Annotated in this window: 19 protein-coding genes and 1 tRNA gene; 5 read left to right on the forward strand and 15 right to left on the reverse strand. The window is 61.6% G+C overall.

Annotated elements, in window-relative coordinates; all coding sequences use genetic code 11:
- Positions 1-168: 168 nt before the first annotated feature.
- Positions 169-1,080 (forward strand): pyridoxal-phosphate dependent enzyme, encoded by a 912-nt coding sequence (locus tag PVA39_RS14545; protein WP_274124648.1) that lies wholly within the window; start codon positions 169-171, stop codon positions 1,078-1,080.
- 90 nt (positions 1,081-1,170) lie between these two features.
- Here PVA39_RS14545 and PVA39_RS14550 read toward each other — a convergent pair whose 3' ends face one another.
- The 3 genes from PVA39_RS14550 to dapA form a co-directional block, all read right to left on the reverse strand.
- On the reverse strand, positions 1,171-2,037 hold the full coding sequence (locus tag PVA39_RS14550; RefSeq protein ID WP_274124649.1) for a phosphoribosylaminoimidazolesuccinocarboxamide synthase: 867 nt from the start codon (positions 2,035-2,037) through the stop codon (positions 1,171-1,173).
- Between the two features lie 154 nt (positions 2,038-2,191).
- Entirely contained in the window at positions 2,192-3,310 is a 1,119-nt protein-coding gene (gene bamC / locus PVA39_RS14555; RefSeq protein WP_274124650.1) for an outer membrane protein assembly factor BamC, read from the reverse strand.
- Between the two features lie 17 nt (positions 3,311-3,327).
- The gene (gene dapA / locus PVA39_RS14560) at positions 3,328-4,206 is read right to left on the reverse strand and encodes a 4-hydroxy-tetrahydrodipicolinate synthase (protein ID WP_274124651.1); all 879 of its coding nucleotides are present in this window, start codon (positions 4,204-4,206) and stop codon (positions 3,328-3,330) included.
- Positions 4,207-4,418: 212 nt separating this feature from the next.
- Here dapA and PVA39_RS14565 point away from each other — a divergent pair, with 212 nt between their 5' ends.
- On the forward strand, positions 4,419-4,976 hold the full coding sequence (locus PVA39_RS14565) for a glycine cleavage system protein R (RefSeq protein ID WP_093502749.1): 558 nt from the start codon (positions 4,419-4,421) through the stop codon (positions 4,974-4,976).
- 13 nt (positions 4,977-4,989) lie between these two features.
- Entirely contained in the window at positions 4,990-5,460 is a 471-nt protein-coding gene (locus PVA39_RS14570) for a peroxiredoxin (RefSeq protein WP_274124652.1), read from the forward strand.
- 58 nt (positions 5,461-5,518) lie between these two features.
- Here PVA39_RS14570 and PVA39_RS14575 read toward each other — a convergent pair whose 3' ends face one another.
- Positions 5,519-5,770, reverse strand: a complete 252-nt coding sequence (locus PVA39_RS14575; RefSeq protein WP_274124653.1) for a sulfurtransferase TusA family protein — start codon at positions 5,768-5,770, stop codon at positions 5,519-5,521.
- Between the two features lie 108 nt (positions 5,771-5,878).
- Here PVA39_RS14575 and PVA39_RS14580 point away from each other — a divergent pair, with 108 nt between their 5' ends.
- Positions 5,879-7,315: a M48 family metalloprotease gene (locus PVA39_RS14580; RefSeq protein WP_274124654.1), complete on the forward strand. Its 1,437-nt coding sequence runs from the start codon at positions 5,879-5,881 to the stop codon at positions 7,313-7,315.
- A gap of 212 nt (positions 7,316-7,527) precedes the next feature.
- Here PVA39_RS14580 and nadA read toward each other — a convergent pair whose 3' ends face one another.
- Complete coding sequence (nadA, locus tag PVA39_RS14585; protein ID WP_274124655.1) at positions 7,528-8,586, reverse strand: quinolinate synthase NadA; 1,059 nt, start codon at positions 8,584-8,586, stop codon at positions 7,528-7,530.
- 366 nt (positions 8,587-8,952) lie between these two features.
- Here nadA and PVA39_RS14590 point away from each other — a divergent pair, with 366 nt between their 5' ends.
- Positions 8,953-9,972, forward strand: coding sequence for a branched-chain amino acid aminotransferase (locus PVA39_RS14590; protein ID WP_274124656.1), 1,020 nt, complete (start codon positions 8,953-8,955; stop codon positions 9,970-9,972).
- Positions 9,973-10,092: 120 nt separating this feature from the next.
- On the opposite strand, the gene PVA39_RS14595 is transcribed toward PVA39_RS14590, so the two are convergent.
- From PVA39_RS14595 to ybgC, 10 genes are all read right to left on the reverse strand, one after another.
- A tRNA-Lys gene (locus tag PVA39_RS14595) sits at positions 10,093-10,168 on the reverse strand.
- Positions 10,169-10,248: 80 nt separating this feature from the next.
- Positions 10,249-10,923 (reverse strand): 7-cyano-7-deazaguanine synthase QueC, encoded by a 675-nt coding sequence (queC, locus tag PVA39_RS14600; RefSeq protein WP_274124657.1) that lies wholly within the window; start codon positions 10,921-10,923, stop codon positions 10,249-10,251.
- 1 nt (position 10,924) lies between these two features.
- Positions 10,925-11,572, reverse strand: a complete 648-nt coding sequence (gene queE, locus PVA39_RS14605) for a 7-carboxy-7-deazaguanine synthase QueE (protein WP_274124658.1) — start codon at positions 11,570-11,572, stop codon at positions 10,925-10,927.
- Positions 11,573-11,747: 175 nt separating this feature from the next.
- Entirely contained in the window at positions 11,748-12,554 is an 807-nt protein-coding gene (gene ybgF / locus PVA39_RS14610; RefSeq protein WP_274124659.1) for a tol-pal system protein YbgF, read from the reverse strand.
- 6 nt (positions 12,555-12,560) lie between these two features.
- Positions 12,561-13,058 (reverse strand): peptidoglycan-associated lipoprotein Pal, encoded by a 498-nt coding sequence (pal, locus tag PVA39_RS14615; RefSeq protein WP_093502731.1) that lies wholly within the window; start codon positions 13,056-13,058, stop codon positions 12,561-12,563.
- A 57-nt stretch (positions 13,059-13,115) separates the two neighbouring features.
- Positions 13,116-14,414, reverse strand: a complete 1,299-nt coding sequence (gene tolB, locus PVA39_RS14620; protein ID WP_013790641.1) for a Tol-Pal system beta propeller repeat protein TolB — start codon at positions 14,412-14,414, stop codon at positions 13,116-13,118.
- Positions 14,411-15,430, reverse strand: coding sequence for a cell envelope integrity protein TolA (gene tolA, locus PVA39_RS14625; protein WP_027904827.1), 1,020 nt, complete (start codon positions 15,428-15,430; stop codon positions 14,411-14,413). The genes tolB and tolA overlap by 4 nt, the downstream gene beginning before the upstream one ends.
- Complete coding sequence (tolR, locus tag PVA39_RS14630) at positions 15,427-15,885, reverse strand: protein TolR (protein ID WP_013790639.1); 459 nt, start codon at positions 15,883-15,885, stop codon at positions 15,427-15,429. Before tolR ends, tolA begins: the two co-directional genes overlap by 4 nt.
- Before the next feature lie 33 nt (positions 15,886-15,918).
- Positions 15,919-16,590, reverse strand: coding sequence for a protein TolQ (gene tolQ, locus PVA39_RS14635; RefSeq protein WP_036986435.1), 672 nt, complete (start codon positions 16,588-16,590; stop codon positions 15,919-15,921).
- Positions 16,591-16,622: 32 nt separating this feature from the next.
- Positions 16,623-17,078, reverse strand: a complete 456-nt coding sequence (gene ybgC / locus PVA39_RS14640; protein ID WP_274124660.1) for a tol-pal system-associated acyl-CoA thioesterase — start codon at positions 17,076-17,078, stop codon at positions 16,623-16,625.
- Between the last annotated feature and the right edge of the window lie 44 nt (positions 17,079-17,122).

The raw sequence follows: 17,122 nt of genomic DNA on the forward strand, positions 1-17,122 counted from the left end.
TGAGCGAGTATTCTTGCCGTCACCTCCCGTCGACGCGTTATCGTGTCGGCCTTGAAAAATCCTGGAAAAGCACAGGTGTGCGCACTCGACGAACGAGGCTAGGATCCAGCTGCCCGCATCAGCCCACAGGCCATGAACCGAGCTAACCCATTACACGGAGTTGAAAGCATGTCGCTGAGCATCAAGACCCCTCTTCTGGAATCGCTGCCCCTGAGTAACCGTATCGGTACCAAGGTGTGGATGAAGATGGAGGCCATGCAACCAGGCGGATCTTTCAAGATTCGCGGCGTGGGCTTCGCCTGTGAGCAACACCACGCAAAGGGCGCCGAGCGCTTCATTTCGTCCTCGGGCGGCAATGCCGGGCTCGCCGTCGCCTATGCCGGGCGTCGCCTGGGTGTACCGGTTATCGTGGTCGTTCCGCAGACGAGTTCGGAGCGCGCACGAAGCCTGCTCAAGCTGGAAGGGGCTGAAGTGATCGTTCACGGCGAGTCCTGGTTCGAGGCCAACGAGCTTGCCCGTTCCTTGCAGACAGCAGCTGACGCCTTCATTCATCCGTTCGACGATCCGCTTCTGTGGACCGGTCATGCATCGATGATCGATGAAGTCGTCGCCGATGGCCTACGTCCGGATGCCGTTGTGCTCTCTGTTGGCGGTGGCGGCCTCCTGGCTGGCGTCGATGAGGGCTTGCGTCGCAATGGCCTCGTCAATGTGCCGATCTATGCGGTCGAGACACACGGAACCGCATCGCTGCAGGCCTCCATCAGCGCAGGGCAGCTCGTGGAGATTCCAGCGGTTTCCGGGGTCGCGACCTCCCTTGCAGCGCGTCAGGTTTGCCGCAGAGCCTTCGACGTGTCAGAAGAGCGGCCCGTGATACCTGTTCAGGTCTCGGATCGAGAGGCTGTAGAGGCTTGCCTGACCTACCTGAATGATCATCGCACCCTGGTCGAGCCAGCCTGTGGCGCAGCCCTGGCTGTGCTGTATGGAGGCAAGGTTTCCCTCGCTGAGTTGAACAACGTGCTGGTCATCGTGTGCGGTGGCTCCACGGCCACCATCGAGTCGCTGCTCACCTTGCGAGGCTGATGCCTGACTTATAGGCGCATGCGGGCAAGCAAAACGAAAACGCCGCCGTTCCCTTTCGGCAACGGCGGCGTCTGCGTTGGCAACGCGTGATCAGGCGGTGAGCCGGGTCAGCGCTTCGCGGTACTTGTCGGCAGTCTTCTGCGCGACATCAGCCGGTACGGCCGGTGCCGGCGGCTCCTTGTTCCAGCCGGTGGACTCCAGCCAGTTGCGCACGAACTGCTTGTCGAAGCTCGGCGGGTTGGTGCCCTCGGCGTAGCTGTCGGCCGGCCAGAAGCGGCTGGAGTCGGGGGTCAGAACCTCGTCCATCAGGGTCAGAGTGCCGTCTTCGTCAAGACCGAATTCGAACTTGGTGTCGGCGATGATGATGCCACGGGTGGCGGCGTATTCCACCGCTGCCTTGTACAGGGCGATGGAGGTATCGCGCACCTGGGCGGCCAGCTCGGCACCGATGATCGCTTCGCACTGGGCGAAGCTGATGTTCTCGTCATGGTCGCCCACGGCGGCCTTGGTCGACGGCGTGAAGATCGGCTCGGGCAGCTTGGCCGCTTCCTTCAGGCCAGCCGGTAGCACGATGCCGCACACGGTGCCGTTCTTCTGGTACTCCTTCCAGCCGGAGCCGACGATATAGCCGCGCACGATGGCTTCCACGGCGACTGGCTTGAGACGCTTGGCGACCACGGCGCGGCCCTCGACCAGCGGCAGCTCGGCGGCCGGCACGACGTCTTCGACGCGATCACCGGTAAAGTGGTTGGGCACCACGTGGGCGAGCTTGTCGAACCAGAAGTTGGAAATGGCGGTAAGGATCTTGCCCTTGTCCGGAATCGGCTGTTCGAGGATCACGTCGAAGGCCGACAGGCGATCGGTGGCGACCATCAGCATGCGCTTGTCGTCGATCTCGTAGAGGTCGCGGACTTTGCCCGAATAGATCTTTTTCAGGCTCAGAGAAGGTGTGCTCATGTCGGGATTGCGCCTCGTCGCGGGATAGTCGCGCCGCACGGCGTCAAACGGACGCACCACGGCTGTAAGGGGCGGCAGGAAAACGCCCTGCCTGTGAAAACAAAAGGCGAAACCCAAGGGGTTTCGCCTGTCGCCAAACTCGTGCCAGGAGTCCCTAGCCGAGGTTCTCCTGGATCATGTCCAGCACCTTGCGGGCCACATCGGCCGGCGCCACGGTGTTGATGTCCTTCTCGACGGTTACCTGCACGGTGTCGCCCACGGCGGTCAGGCGCACCTGGTAACGCTCGGCGCGCGCTTCGATGGCAGCCTTGTCTTCCGAGCCGCCGAACATGCGCTTGAAGAAGCCCGGCTTCTCGTTGTTGCGCTGCGGGCCTTCGGCCAGGTTGACGTAGTACACGCCCAGAGTACGGTTGATATCGTCGACGCGCAGGTCAGCCATGCGCAGCGAGCGGCCCACGCCGGACCAGGCGCGGTCGAAGTCGGTGCTCAGGTTGAGGATCGGGTTGCCGTTGCCATCCTGCGACAGCGCTACGCGATTCGGCGCATCGAAGTCGCGGCCGGCGAGCAGCGAAACCGAGCCGCCCTGCTCCACGCTGCGAGTCAGGCTGGCCTGCAGCTCGTCGAGCAGTGCGGCGTCGAGGGTCTTGTTAACGCTGCGCTCGGTGAACGGCACGTCAGCATTGCTGCCGGCCGGACGCTGGGCGCTGACCACGAAAATTTCGCTGGTATTGCGCTGCACGCCTGGCTCGAGACGCACGTGCACACGGGTTTCGGTGTTGCTGTCCAGACCACCGACGCGGCCGGTCAGGCGGCTCTGCATGCTGCTGGACAGGGCGTCGAAACGCTGCCAGTCGGTGCTGAATTCACCGGTCTGCGGGCGCTCGTCGACGATGCGGAAACCGCCATCTTCGAAAAACTGCCGCGCGCCTGGCCACACTTCGGCCGGTACGCGTTGGGCGACCAGCCAGCTGGAGTCGCCGCTGTTCTGCAGGCTGAAGTCACTGACGTTTGCGGCGACGGTGAGCGCCTGTGGGCGCGGCACATCATATTCGCCCTTCACGTCGCTGTCGCGAATCTGCTGGGGAACCGGCAGCAGCGGGTCGAGGCGCTTGGCTTCGACATCGGCCGGCAACTTCATCGGCGCGGTTTGGCGTGCGCTCAGGTAATCACTGCCGCGGTCGCGGAAGTAGCCATTTTCGCCCCAGATCCAGCCACAGCCACTGGTGCTGGTGATGATCAGGGCAAGTGCGGAAAGTCCGGCCAGTCGCTTCATGCGTCTTAATTCCTCGATTAGACCAATACACCGGACTGGCGCAGGGCCTGACGCAGCGGTTCGTGACAACGGGGGCTCAACCAGGTCAGCGGCAGGCGAATGCCGTCGGCCATCATGCCCATTTCATTCAGGGCCCACTTCACCGGAATCGGATTGGCTTCGATGAACAGGTTCTTGTGCAGCGGCATCATACGGTCGTTGATGGCCCGGGCGATTGCGGCTTCACCGCGCATGGCAGCGGTGCACATGTCGCTCATCGCGCGCGGTGCGACGTTGGCGGTCACCGAGATATTGCCTTTGCCGCCGAGCAGGATCAGCTCGACAGCGGTCGGGTCGTCACCGGAATAGAGGCTGAAGTTCGAGCCGACGCGGTCGAGGATGTCACGGGCACGCTGCAGGTCGCCGGTGGCTTCCTTGATGCCGATGATGTTGTCGACCTTGGACAAGCGCTCGACGGTTTCCGGCAGCATGTCGCAAGCGGTACGACCTGGCACGTTGTAGAGAATCTGCGGGATGGCCACAGATTCGGCGATATGGCGGAAGTGCAGGTACAGGCCTTCCTGGGTCGGCCGGTTGTAGTAAGGGGTGACCAGCAGGCAGGCGTCGGCGCCGGCGCTCTTGGCATTCTGGGTCAGCTCGACCGCTTCCCGGGTGGAGTTGGCGCCGGTGCCGGCGATGACCGGGATGCGCCCGGCGACCTGATCCACCACGCGGCGAATCACTTCGATGTGCTCGTTGACATCGAGCGTCGCCGATTCGCCGGTGGTGCCGACCGCGACGATGGCATGGGTGCCCTCTTGCAGGTGGAAGTCCACCAGTTTGCTCAGGGCCTCCCAGTCGAGATTACCCTGCGCATCCATGGGCGTGACCAGTGCCACCATACTGCCCGCAATCATGCAACCGCTCCTGCCGAAAAAGAGAGCCGTAATGGTACTGGCGCCACCAGCCTTGCACAAGCGACCAAGTGGCTGTGATGACGGGCATTGCGCGCGCTCGACAGCACGGCCAGAACATAGATGGTCATTCCCCTGGCGAGCGCTTTTCGCTACCCTGCGAGTTTGTTTGGCGCTGTCTATAGCGTCGGGCGTTCAACGTTTAGGAAGGCTGCATGTCCACCCCCCCAGTTCGCGAACAATTCCTCGTCATCAGCGCACTTGGCAGCAACGCCATGGAGCTGACCAACGTGCTGTGCCGAGCCAGCCATGAAAACCGCTGTGCGGTGATCAGCACGCGCCTGAGCCGCCACGGCGAACTCAGCGCACTGGTGCTGCAGATCTCCGGCAACTGGGATGCCCTGGCTCGCCTCGAAGCCGGCCTGCCGGCCCTGGCCAAGAAACACGAGTTCACCGCCAACGTGATCCGCAGCGCCGCCCAGGAGGTACGCCCCCAGGCGCTGCCCTACGTGGCTTACGTCAGCTCCGTGTACCGCCCGGACATCCTCAATGAACTGTGCCAGTTCTTCATCGACCACCGCGTCGAGCTTGAAGCGCTGACTTGCGATACCTATCAGGCGCCGCAAACAGGCGGCACCATGCTCAACGCCACCCTGACCGTCACCCTGCCCGCGGGCACCCAGATCAGCTGGCTGCGCGACCAGTTCCTGGATTTCGCCGACGCACTGAACCTGGATGCCCTGATCGAACCCTGGCGCCCCCAGAATCCATAAGGAGTCCTGCCCCATGGCCATCGCTATCGATTCCCCCGTTCCCGACTTCAGCGCGCCGGCCACCGGCGGTGATTTCAACCTGGCCGCCCACAAGGGCAAGCAACTGGTGATCTACTTCTACCCGAAGGACAACACGCCAGGCTGCACCACCCAGGGCCAGGGTTTTCGCGATGCTAATGAGGCCTTCGCCGCCGCCAACACGGTGATCGTCGGGGTTTCACGCGACAGCCTGAAGACTCACGAGAACTTCAAGGCCAAGCAGGGCTTTCCCTTCGAACTGATCTCGGACAAGGATGAAAGCGTCTGCGGTCTGTTCGACGTGATCAAGCTCAAGAAGCTCTACGGCAAGGAATACTTAGGCATCGACCGCAGCACCTTTCTGCTCGACAAGAACGGCGTGCTGCGCCAGGAATGGCGCGGGGTGAAAGTGCCCGGCCATGTCGACGAAGTACTGGCCGCCGCCCAGGCCCTGAACAAAGCCTGATACAGATAAAAAATGCCGCTCTCGAGCGGCATTTTTCATTCAGTGCGTGGCACTCGCATCACGCCTTGCGCAACCAGTAGCGAAACACCCCGCCCTCGCTTTCCTCACGCAGTAGGATGTGACCAGCCAGGCGCGCGAAGGCACGAAAGTCACGCTGCGACCCGGCATCCGTGGCCGACACCTTCAGTACCTCGCCACTGGCCAGGCCATTGAGCGCCACCTTGGCCTTGAGCAGTGGCAGCGGGCAATTCAGCCCGCAGGCATCCAGCTCGGCCTGATGCTCGCCCTGCCAATCCGACACTTCACTCATGACACCCTCCCGTTTGCAGGCTGACAGCATAACCCAAGCCCTGCCGGCGCTGGTCAGGCAAGTGCCTGGCCGCTACAGTACGGCACTGATCAAACAAGAGCCCTGTGCATGAATGTTCTGCGCCCCACTCTGCTGACGCTCGCCTGCCTGCTGGCACAACCGGCCATGGCCAGCGACCTGCCCTCCCTCGGTGACGCCAGCTCGGCGATGGTCTCGCCGCAACAGGAATACCAGCTGGGCCGCGCCTGGCTGAGCATCGTGCGCGGCCAGGTCAGCCAGCTCTCGGACCCGCAGCTCAAGGACTACGTCGAGAGCAGCGTCTACCGCCTGGCCGAAACCAGCCAGGTACAGGACCGGCGCCTCGAGTTCGTGCTGCTCAACAGCCCGCAGATCAACGCCTTCGCCGCGCCCGGCGGGATCATCGGCGTCAACGGCGGCCTGTTCCTCTATGCCCAGACCGAAGGCGAATATGCCTCGGTACTGGCCCACGAACTGGCGCACTTGTCGCAGCGCCACTTCGCCCGCGGCCTGGAAGCCCAGAAGCGCATGCAGTTGCCGGTCATGGCCGCCATGCTCGCCGGCATCGTCGCTGCCGCAGCCGGTGCCGGCGATGCTGGTATCGCCGCCATCGCCTCGACCCAGGCGGCAGCTATTCAGGAGCAGCGGCGCTTTTCCCGGCAGAACGAACAGGAGGCCGACCGTATAGGCCTGGTGAACCTGGAGAAAGCCGGCTACGACCCGCGCTCGATGCCAAGCATGTTCGAGCGCCTGATGCGCCAGTACCGCTACGACCGCATGCCGCCGGAATTCCTGCTCACCCACCCGGTTTCCGAGTCGCGGATCGCCGACACCCGCAACCGCGCCGAGCAGTTCCCCACCGGCGGCACCGAAGACAGCCTGCGCTACCAACTGATGCGCGCCCGCGTGCAACTGACCTATGAGGAAACGCCGGGCATTGCCGCCAAACGCTTCCGCGCTCAGCTCGACGAAAATCCGAACATGGATGCCGCCCGCTATGGCCTGGCCATCGCGCTGATCAAGGGCAGCCAGTTCGACGAAGCACGTGATGTACTGGCACCGCTGCTGCAGAAGGCACCCAACGACATCACCTATAACCTGGCGCAGATCAGCCTGGACTCTGCCGCCAACCGCCTGCCAGCGACCGAGCAGCGCGTCAGCCGCATGCTCGATCTGTACCCAAATAATTACCCGCTGAACCAGGCGCGCATCGACCTCTTGCTCAAGCAACGCAAGATTCCGGCTGCCGAGCAGGCGCTCAACGAACTGCTCAAGCGGCGCATGAAGGATCCGGATGTCTGGTATCAGGTGGCGGAAGTGCGCGGATTGAGCGGCAACACCATCGGCCTGCATCAGGCCCGTGCGGAGTACTTCGCACTGGTCGGCGACTACAACCAGGCCATCGAACAGCTCGACTTCGCCAAGCGCCGCGCCTCCAACAACTTCCAGCTGGCCTCGCGTATCGACGCTAGGCAGAAAGAGTTGATCGAGGAAAAACGTATGACCGAGGAAATGCTGCGCGGCTAAGAGCCTGTTCACGATCTGCTGCGCGTCGGCCCTACTGCGTTAAAAACAGGCTGGATTGCCAGCCCAGTCGGAATGCTCATTTACAGCTCGTAAACTCCGCTTCCTCGCCTGTTTTGCCTTGTATGGCTCTAGCTCGCGAGATCGTGAACAGGCTCTAAGGGCGCAGCACGAACCCGAAACGCTATCGGCCGATAGCGTTTTGGGCTCGGGAGTCAGGCATTGCCGGCCTGCTTCAGGCGCGCAGCCTGGGTGAAGTCCAGCATGCGCTTGAGCGGCTTGATGGCCCGCGGAATCAGCGCCGGGTCCACGAACACTTCATTGCTACCCTCGCGCAGGCACTGCAGCGTGCGCTGCAAGGTGTTCATCGCCATCCAAGGGCAGTTCGCACAACTGCGGCACGCCGCGCCGTTACCGGCAGTCGGCGCTGCCACGAATTCCTTGTCTGGGCACAGCTGCTGCATCTTGTAGAAGATGCCGCGGTCGGTGGCGACGATAAAGGTCTTGTTCGACATGCGCTGGGCCGCGGCGATCAGCTGGCTGGTCGAGCCGACCGCATCGGCCAGCTCGATCACTGCCGTCGGCGACTCCGGGTGCACCAGCACCGCAGCTTCCGGGTACAGCGCCTTCATGTCCTGCAGCTGACGCGCCTTGAACTCCTCGTGAACGATGCAGGCACCATCCCAGAGCAGCATGTCGGCGCCGGTCTTGTTCTGGATGTAGCGGCCCAGGTGTTGGTCCGGCGCCCAGATGATGCTTTCGCCGTTGTCCATCAGGTGCTCGACGATCTCCACTGCGCAGCCAGAAGTCACCACCCAGTCGGCGCGCGCCTTCACGGCCGCCGAGGTGTTGGCATAAACCACCACGGTGCGCTGCGGGTGCTGATCGCAGAACGCGGCGAACTCATCGACTGGGCAACCCAGGTCCAGCGAGCAGGTCGCCTCCAGCGTCGGCATCAGCACGCGCTTTTCCGGGTTGAGGATCTTGGCGGTCTCGCCCATGAACTTGACGCCAGCCACCAGCACGGTCTGCGCCGAATGCTGGTTGCCGAAGCGCGCCATCTCCAGGGAGTCGGACACGCAGCCGCCAGTCTCTTCGGCCAACGCCTGCAGCACCGGGTCGCAATAATAGTGAGCGACCAGCACGGCGTTCTGGCGCTTCAGCTCCTTGGCAATTTCATCACGGTAGAACGCTTCCTGCTCCGCGGTCAGCGTCTCTGGCTGCTTGGCGTCGAGGTGAGCCTGGACTAGAAGTCGCTCGGCAATCTGCGTCATGTCATCAGGCCCTATCGAGGTCTATCTGCACGGGACGTGGAGTATACCGCCAGACGCACTGCGCCTGCCGGAGCGCGCCACCGCCTCGCCTGCAAAAGCAGCAATGTCGGTTGGCGCGGGCGCGCATGGTGGTGCATTGACCAAGTTTTTTCAATCTCGCCGCGCCTGCCAGCGCGACACCGGTTGATCGCCACGATAATCCGCCGCATCATCACCGCTACGGCCATCGTTAGCGATCAGGCACGCCTTGGGCCTGACGAACAGCCCACCCTTTTACCGACTGCACAAGCAAGCGCCTGTGCGGTCACCCTGAAAATTCAACGGACATACGCACGCCGCAGTGGCCGTTCAGCGATTGAGGATGTCATGGCTTACGAAAACATCGAATGGGACAAGCTGGGTTTCGACTACATCAAGACCGACCAGCGCTACCTGTCGCACTGGCGCAACGGCGACTGGGATCAGGGCAAGCTGACCGAAGACAACGTGCTGCACATCAGCGAGGGCTCGACCGCCCTGCACTACGGCCAGCAGTGTTTCGAGGGCCTCAAGGCCTACCGCTGCAAGGACGGCTCGATCAACCTGTTCCGCCCCGACCAGAACGCCCTGCGCATGCAGCGCAGCTGCGCCCGCCTGCTGATGCCGGCGCCGTCGACCGAGCAGTTCATCGAAGCCTGCAAGCAGGTGGTCAAAGCCAATGAGCGCTTCATTCCGCCGTACGGCTCGGGCGGCGCGCTGTATCTGCGCCCGTTCGTGATCGGGGTGGGCGACAACATCGGCGTGCGTACCGCACCCGAGTTCATCTTCTCGGTCTTCTGCATCCCGGTCGGCCCGTACTTCAAAGGCGGCATGAAGCCGAACAACTTCGTAATCTCCAGCTATGACCGTGCCGCGCCTCAGGGCACCGGCGCCGCCAAGGTCGGCGGCAACTACGCCGCCAGCCTGATGCCGGGCTCGCAAGCCAAGAAGAGCAACTTCGCCGACTGCATCTACCTCGATCCACAGACCCACACTAAGATCGAGGAAGTCGGCTCGGCCAACTTCTTCGCCATCACCCACAACGACGAATTCGTCACCCCGAAGTCACCGTCGGTACTGCCAGGCATCACCCGTCTGTCGCTGATCGAACTGGCCCAGAGCCGCCTGCGCCTGAAGGTCATTGAGGGTGACGTATTCATCGACAAGCTGAGCGAATTCAAGGAAGCCGGCGCTTGCGGCACCGCGGCGGTGATCACACCGATCGGCGGCATCGAGTACAACGGCAAGCTGCACGTGTTCCATAGCGAGAAGGAAGTCGGCCCGGTGGTCAGCCGCCTTTACGCTGAACTGACCGGCGTGCAGTCCGGTGACGTCGAAGCCCCAGAAGGCTGGATCGTCAAGGTGTAAACCGCGCAGCTGGCGGCTCCCTGGAGCTGCCAGCCCGGTTCCTCGAGACAGAAACTAAAAAGCCCGAACCTCTGTAGAGATTCGGGCTTTTTAGTGCGCCTTCACTTGGAAAGCTTGAGATGGTGGGTCGTGTAGGATTCGAACCTACGACCAATTGGTTAAAAGCCAACTGCTCTACCAACTGAGCTAACGACCCGTGGTGCGAGCGGTATGATACTGATTTAACTCAGGAATTCAACACCCGCCGAAAACTTTTTTAATGCCCCTGCATTCTTTTCACTGATAGCGCGTCGGGTCAGGCATACCAGCCGCCACAAAACCCGCTGCGCGCAGCCTGCAGCTGTCGCACTTGCCGCAGGCACGACCATCGGCATCGGCCAGGTAGCAGGAAACGGTGAGGCCGTAATCGACCCCCAGACGCGAGCCTGCCTGCACGATCTCGGCTTTGCTGAGCATCTGCAGCGGCGCCTGGATACGGATGCGCCGCCCTTCTACCCCCATCTTGGTCGCCAGGTTGGCCATGTGCTCGAAGGCGTTGACGAACTCCGGTCGACAATCCGGGTAGCCCGAGTAGTCCACCGCATTGACGCCGATAAAGATGTCCTGCGCTTCCAACACCTCGGCCCAGCCCAGCGCCAGGGACAGGAACACGGTATTGCGAGCCGGCACGTAGGTAACCGGAATGCCCGTGGTCGGGCTCTGCGGCACGTCGATACTGGCATCGGTCAGCGCCGAGCCGCCGATACCGTCGAGGTTGATGCCGATGACCTTGTGCTCGACCACGCCGAGCTGGCGCGCCACCCGCTCGGCCGCCTGCAGCTCCGAGCGATGCCGCTGCCCGTAATCGAAACTCATGCTGTAGCAGCTGTAACCCTGCTCCCTGGCCATTGCCACCACGGTGGCGGAGTCGAGGCCGCCCGACAGCAGGATGACCGCTTTCTTGTCGCTCATATCAATGCCCCGGCTCATCGTTCCAAAGAATCTTGTGCAACTGCAGCTGCATGCGTACCGGCAGGTTGTCGGCAATCACCCACTCGGCCAACTGGCGACCGCTGACCTGCCCGTGGCTCGGCGAGAACAGCACTTCACCGACACGTGCGGGAAGGTCGTACTGAATGACCTTGCTCACCGACCAGTCATAGTCCTCGCGCGAGCAGATCACGAACTTGACCTGATCGCGTGGCTGCAGATGCACGATGTTCTCGTAGCGGTTGCGGCCCATTTCGGCCGAACCCGGGGTTTTCAGGTCCACAACCTTGCTGACCCGAGGATCGACGGCGGCAACGTCCAGCGCTCCGCTGGTTTCCAGAGAAACGTCGTAGCCGGCATCGCACAGTTTTTCGAGCAAGGGGATGCAGTTGGGCTGCGCCAACGGCTCACCACCAGTCACGCAGACATATCGCGGCCGGTAGCTCGCCACCTGCTCGAGAATGGCATCCAGGGTAAACAACTCGCCGCCACTGAAGGCATAGGCGGTGTCGCAGTATTGACAGCGCAGGGGGCAGCCGGTCAGGCGCACGAATACTGTCGGCAAGCCGGCGGTACGCGCTTCCCCCTGCAGCGAGAAGAAAATCTCGGTGATGCGCAGGGTATCTTTCATAGGGGCACCGGGCGTGACAGCTAAACAGGCCATCCGCCTCCGTTGCGAAAAAGGGCGGCAATTCTAAACGAAACACGCGGTGGCAGGCCATCGCTCAGAGGTCGCACAGTGGCCACCCATTTTCCAGGCACAAAAAACCCGCGACTGGCGCGGGTTTCTTGAATAAGCGTTCCGATCAGCGAATACGCTGCAGATCACGCTGCGCCAACTGAGCGGCAGAGGTGCCCGGATACTGGGCGATGACCTGCTGCAAGGTACCCTTGGCCTTGTCGTTATTGCCCATGCGGATTTCCACATCGGCCAGCTTATACAGTGAATCCGGCACCTTGCTGTGCTGCGGATAGGCTTGGCTGACCTTGGCGAATGCCTGGCTCGCGCCCTGCAGATCGCCCTTGGCGAGGTTCACTTCACCCAGCCAGTATTGCGCGTTGCCGGCGTACTGACTATTGGGATAACGACGCAGGAAAGCAGCGAATGCCTGACTTGCCTTGTCGAAATCCTTGGCTTTGATCAAGTCGAAAGCTGCATCGTAGAACAGCTTTTCCTTCGCAGGATCGGCCGGCTCGGCAGAGGCTTGCTGCCCTGCCTCGCCCGCACCTGCGGAACTACCACCGGCACCATTGCTGGCACCCACGGTTTGAGAATTCTGTGTGGCTGGGCCACTGCTCAGTCGTTTGTCGAGGTCCTGATAACGCTCCAGGCTTTCCTTCTTCAAACGCTGAATATCGTTCTGCTGCTCTTCGAGCATGCCACGCAGTTGCGCAATATCCTGCTGCATCTGCTGGAGCTGACTGAACAGCATGCCCTGCGCTGTAGATGGAGTTTGCACCCCACCTCCAGCGTAGGCGCCAGACGTGCCGTAACCGGCATTCGAGTTGCCACCACCGTTACCGGTGCTGCCATCTTGTACGGGCACCTGAGCCAAAGCCGCAAGCGGCAGACTCAGGACCATAGCGGTTACTACACGCTGGCAAATTCGCATATCGAATTACTTACGCAGTTCGACGCGACGGTTCTGGGCCCAGGACTGCTCGTCGTTGCCAGTAGCAACCGGACGCTCTTCGCCGTAGGAAACCAGCTCCAGCTGAGCAGGGGAAACGCCCTGCAGAACCAGGTAACGCTGAACGGCCTTGGCGCGACGCTCGCCCAGAGCCATGTTGTATTCGCGGGTACCGCGCTCGTCAGCGTGGCCTTCCAGAACGACGCGAGCGCCGTTGGCTTTCAGGTCCTTGGCATGAACGTCCAGAGCGCGCATGGCTTCCGGCTTCAGGTCAGAGCTGTCGTATTCGAAGTAGAAAGTGGTGATAGCGCGCAGAGCGGCTTCTTCACTCAGGCTGCCATCAACGGCGCCGGTGTTGGCACCGTAGCCAGCGTTCGGATCTACAGCGCCTTCGCCAGCAGCGTCGCCGCCTTTGGAGGAACAGCCAACAGCCACGGCGAGAGCCAGGCTCAGTGCAGCAAACTTGCCAAATTTCAGCATTTCCATGTGTAACTCCTAATGAACCCCAGTGTGTTAAGCATCAAACAGGTAAAGCACCGCGCATCAGTTCAGGAAGGGGGACCAGGATGGCTCTCGAACTTCGCCTTGAGCGGTAGGTAGAGGGAGCCTAACGCGACCATTGGTGGACGCTAACATCAGGACTCCCCGCCCCTGCTGGCGGGTAGCGTAGATTATCATGGTGCCATTGGGCGCAACAGTAGGCGACTCATCCAAACTTGTATCTGAAAGAATGCGCAGATTGCCGCGTTCCAGGTCCTGAGCCGCTACCTTGAACACGGTGTAACCATCCTGGCGATGAATCATTACCAGGGTTTTTTCGTCAGCGGACAATTTAGGGTTGGCATTGTAGTTACCGACGAAGGTCACTCGGTCGACCGCACCAGAATTGATGTTGGTCTTATAGATTTGCGGCTTGCCGGAACGGTCGGAGGTGAAATAGATGGTCTGGCCATCCTTGCCCCAGAACGGCTCGGTATCGATAGCCGAATTGTTGGTGATGCGACGCAGGTTACGCGAACCCATGTCCATTACGTAGATTTCCGGGTTGCCGTCACGCGAAAGGGTGAACGCCAGCTTGCTGCCGTCCGGCGACCAGGCCGGCGCGCCATTGAGGCCTTCGAAGTTGGTGATCTGCTCGCGGCGACCGGTATCGACGTTCTGCACGAAGATGCGCGGGCGCTTCTGCTCGAACGACACATAGGCGATGCGCTTGCCATCGGAAGCGAAGGACGGCGACAGAATTGGCTCGCGCGACTGCAGCAGGGTCACGGCGCGGGCGCCGTCATAGTCCGAGCGTTGCAGGGTGTAGCGGGTGTTGTTCACACCGAAGCGCTCGGCCGTCACATAGAGCATGCGTGTGGAGAAGGCACCCTTGACGCCGGTGAGCTTCTCGAACGACTGGTCAGCAATGTAGTGCGCCATGTCGCGCAGCTGATCGGTGCCGCCACCTACGGTGCCGGTCATCACCTGCTGCTCGGTCGCCACGTTGAACAGCGCGTATTGCACCTGCAGGCGCGCGCCATTGGGTACGATGTTGCCGACCAGTACGTACTGAGCACCGAGCGCCTTCCAGTCGCGGAAGATGACTTCGCTGGCCTGAGTCGGCAGGCTGATCATATTCTGGCGCGGAATCGGTTCGAAAACGCCAGTGTTGCGCAGATCGTTACCGACGATGGTAGAGATGTCTTCGGGCAGCACATTGCCGCCCTGCCAGCCGAAAGGTACTACAGCAATGGGAGTGGCTCGATCAGTACCGGTACTGATGACCAAGGGATCAGCCGCTTGCACGGTACCGACCAGCATGGCCAGGCCCAGTACAACGATTCGCATCAGGGTATTCACAGACCTAAATCCTCCGGTTTGAAGACGGCACGACGCTGCCGGTAAAGCCGATCGAACGTGGCACGATCAAGTTGCTGCATTTCTGCAATACGCCCCACGTTGCGTACTGCCTGTACCGCTGAACTGTCGAAGGGCGCATCACCGCTGGAGCGACTCACGCTGGCATTGGTGATGGTGCCATCGGGCAACATCTCGATCAGCACTTCAACGCTCATGCCATTGCGAGCGGAGGGCGGACGTCGCCACTGCTCACTCACCAGTTTGACGATCAGATCATCAAGACTGCCGGCGACCTGGTCACCCTGGGTCTCTGCCAGCGCCTGCTGACGCTCGGTATCGTCGGACAGCAGCTCGGCCAGTGCCGCTGCCTTCTTGTCCTCGACCGCCTTGCGCTCTGCCGCCTGCGCCGCTTTCTTCTTGGCATCCTCGGCAGCCTTTTTCTTGGCTGCTTCAGCTGCCGCTTTCTTCTTCGCCTCTTCGGCTGCCTTTTTCTTGGCATCCTCGGCGGCTTTTTTCTTCGCTGCTTCGTCAGCGGCCTTTTTCTTCTCGGCCTCTTCCGCTGCTTTCTTTTTCGCCGCTACATCAGCGAGCTTCTTCTGCTCGGCAGCTTTCGCCGCAGCATCGGCCTCAGCCTTCTTGGCTGCATCGGCTTTTCGAGCCTCGTCGGCTTTCTTTTGTTCCGCTGCTTTGGCCTCTGCCTGCTTCTGCGCCTCAGCCTTGGCCTGAGCCTGTTTTTCGGCCTCGGCCTTTTTCTGTTCCAGCTGCTCGGTTTCGTATTGCGGCGCGGCAGTCTTCTTCGCTTCGCCGGCAATCTTCTGGTTGGTCTGGGTAGTGGCCTGGCTCTGCGACTTCAATTGGTACAGGGTAGCCTGCACGATCGGCTTTGCCGGCGGCAGCTCGGGTGCGAAGGCGAAACTGACGAACAGCATGCCGAACATCAGCACGTGCAGCCCTACGGCCCAAACCACCGGCCAGAACAGGCTTTCCGAAGGTGAGCGTTCACGCTGCTGCATCAGGGCGCCTCGGTGATCAGGCCGACGTTACCCACGCCCGACTGCTGCAGGCCGCCCATGGCGGACATCACGGTGCCGTAATCAACGGCCTTGTCGCCGCGCACGAACACCTGCACCTGCTTACCCTGACTGCGGCTCTGGTTGATGATGGCGGTCACTGCGCGGGTCATTTCATCCAGCGTCAGGGCGCGATCCTGAACCGTATCGGTGTCCACCTCGGTGCCCATGTTCCAGTAGTACGACTTGTCGGACTTGATGGAAATGGTCAGCACCTGGGAATCGTTATCCTGGGGCAGCACATCGCTGCTGACCTGCGGTAGGTCGACCTTGACGCCCTGGTTGAGCATCGGCGCCGTCACCATGAAGATGACCAGCAGCACCAACATCACGTCGATGTAGGGCACCACGTTCATCTCGGCGACGGGCTTGCGTCTGTTGCGAATTCTGGCTCTGGCCATGGTATTGAAACCTGTGTTGAGTGCGCCGGAAGCTTATTCTTCGCTGCTGTGTACTTTGCGGTGCAGGATCGCCTGGAATTCATCGGCGAAGGTGTAGTAGCGGCCGATCAGCATTTCACCGCGAGCGGAGAAACGGTTGTAGGCGATGACTGCCGGGATGGCCGCGAACAGACCGATGGCCGTAGCGATCAGTGCCTCGGCAATACCTGGAGCGACGGTCGCCAGAGTGGCCTGCTGAACCTGCGCAAGGCCACGGAAGGAGTTCATGATCCCCCATACGGTGCCGAACAGACCGATGTACGGGCTGGTGGAACCGACGGTGGCGAGGAACGGCAGACTGGTTTCCAGCTTTTCTTCCTCGCGGGAAATGGCCACGCGCATGGAACGGGCGACGCCGTCCATCACGGCGTCAGGGTCCATGCCCGGCTGCTGGCGCAGGCGCGAGAACTCCTTGAACCCGGCGCGGAAGATCTGCTCCAGGCCCGAGTCCGGATCCGGGTTGCTGCCGGCCTGGCGATACAGCTTGGACAGGTCGATACCCGACCAGAAACGCTCCTCGAAGCTATCCAGCGAACGCTTGGCCGAGCGCAGAAAATTGCTGCGCTGGAAAATCATCACCCACGAGATGACCGAGGCGGCCACCAGGGTGAGCATCACCAACTGCACCACCAGACTGGCGTTGCTGATCAGACTCCACATCGACATGTGGTCAACGGCATTTGCGTTGGCTTGCACGCTTACTCTCCTGCAGTAGATGTACCGGCAACGTCTCCCTGCCCTGCGAACGCCGTTCGCAGAGACGGGGACATGGCCCGGGGTTTGAAATTATCGGCGCGCACACAGGCCACCAGAAACTGCCCCTCGCAGAGCAGCACGTTATCTGCAACCCGCCTCACCTGTTGACGAAAGCGCAGGCTGGCGCGGTTCAACTCGTATACCTCGGCACTGACCAACAGCTCGTCGTCCAGCCGCGCCGGCGCGTGGTAACGCGCTTCGCTGGAATGCACGACGAACAGCAGCCCCTCACCGGCCAGCGTCGATTGGGAAAAACCCAGTTCACGCAGTCGCTCGGTACGGGCCCGCTCCATGAATTTGAGGTAGTTGACGTAATAGACCACTCCGCCCGCATCGGTGTCCTCGTAATAGACACGACAGCGATGTGCAAACGGCTGACCAGCATCTTGGGCGCGCATACTCTAGTGCCAGCCCCGTGTCTTGCCAATCGGGCGCGCAAGTA

This window comes from Pseudomonas sp. CNPSo 3701, from assembly GCF_028674975.1.
Classification (GTDB): domain Bacteria; phylum Pseudomonadota; class Gammaproteobacteria; order Pseudomonadales; family Pseudomonadaceae; genus Aquipseudomonas; species Aquipseudomonas straminea.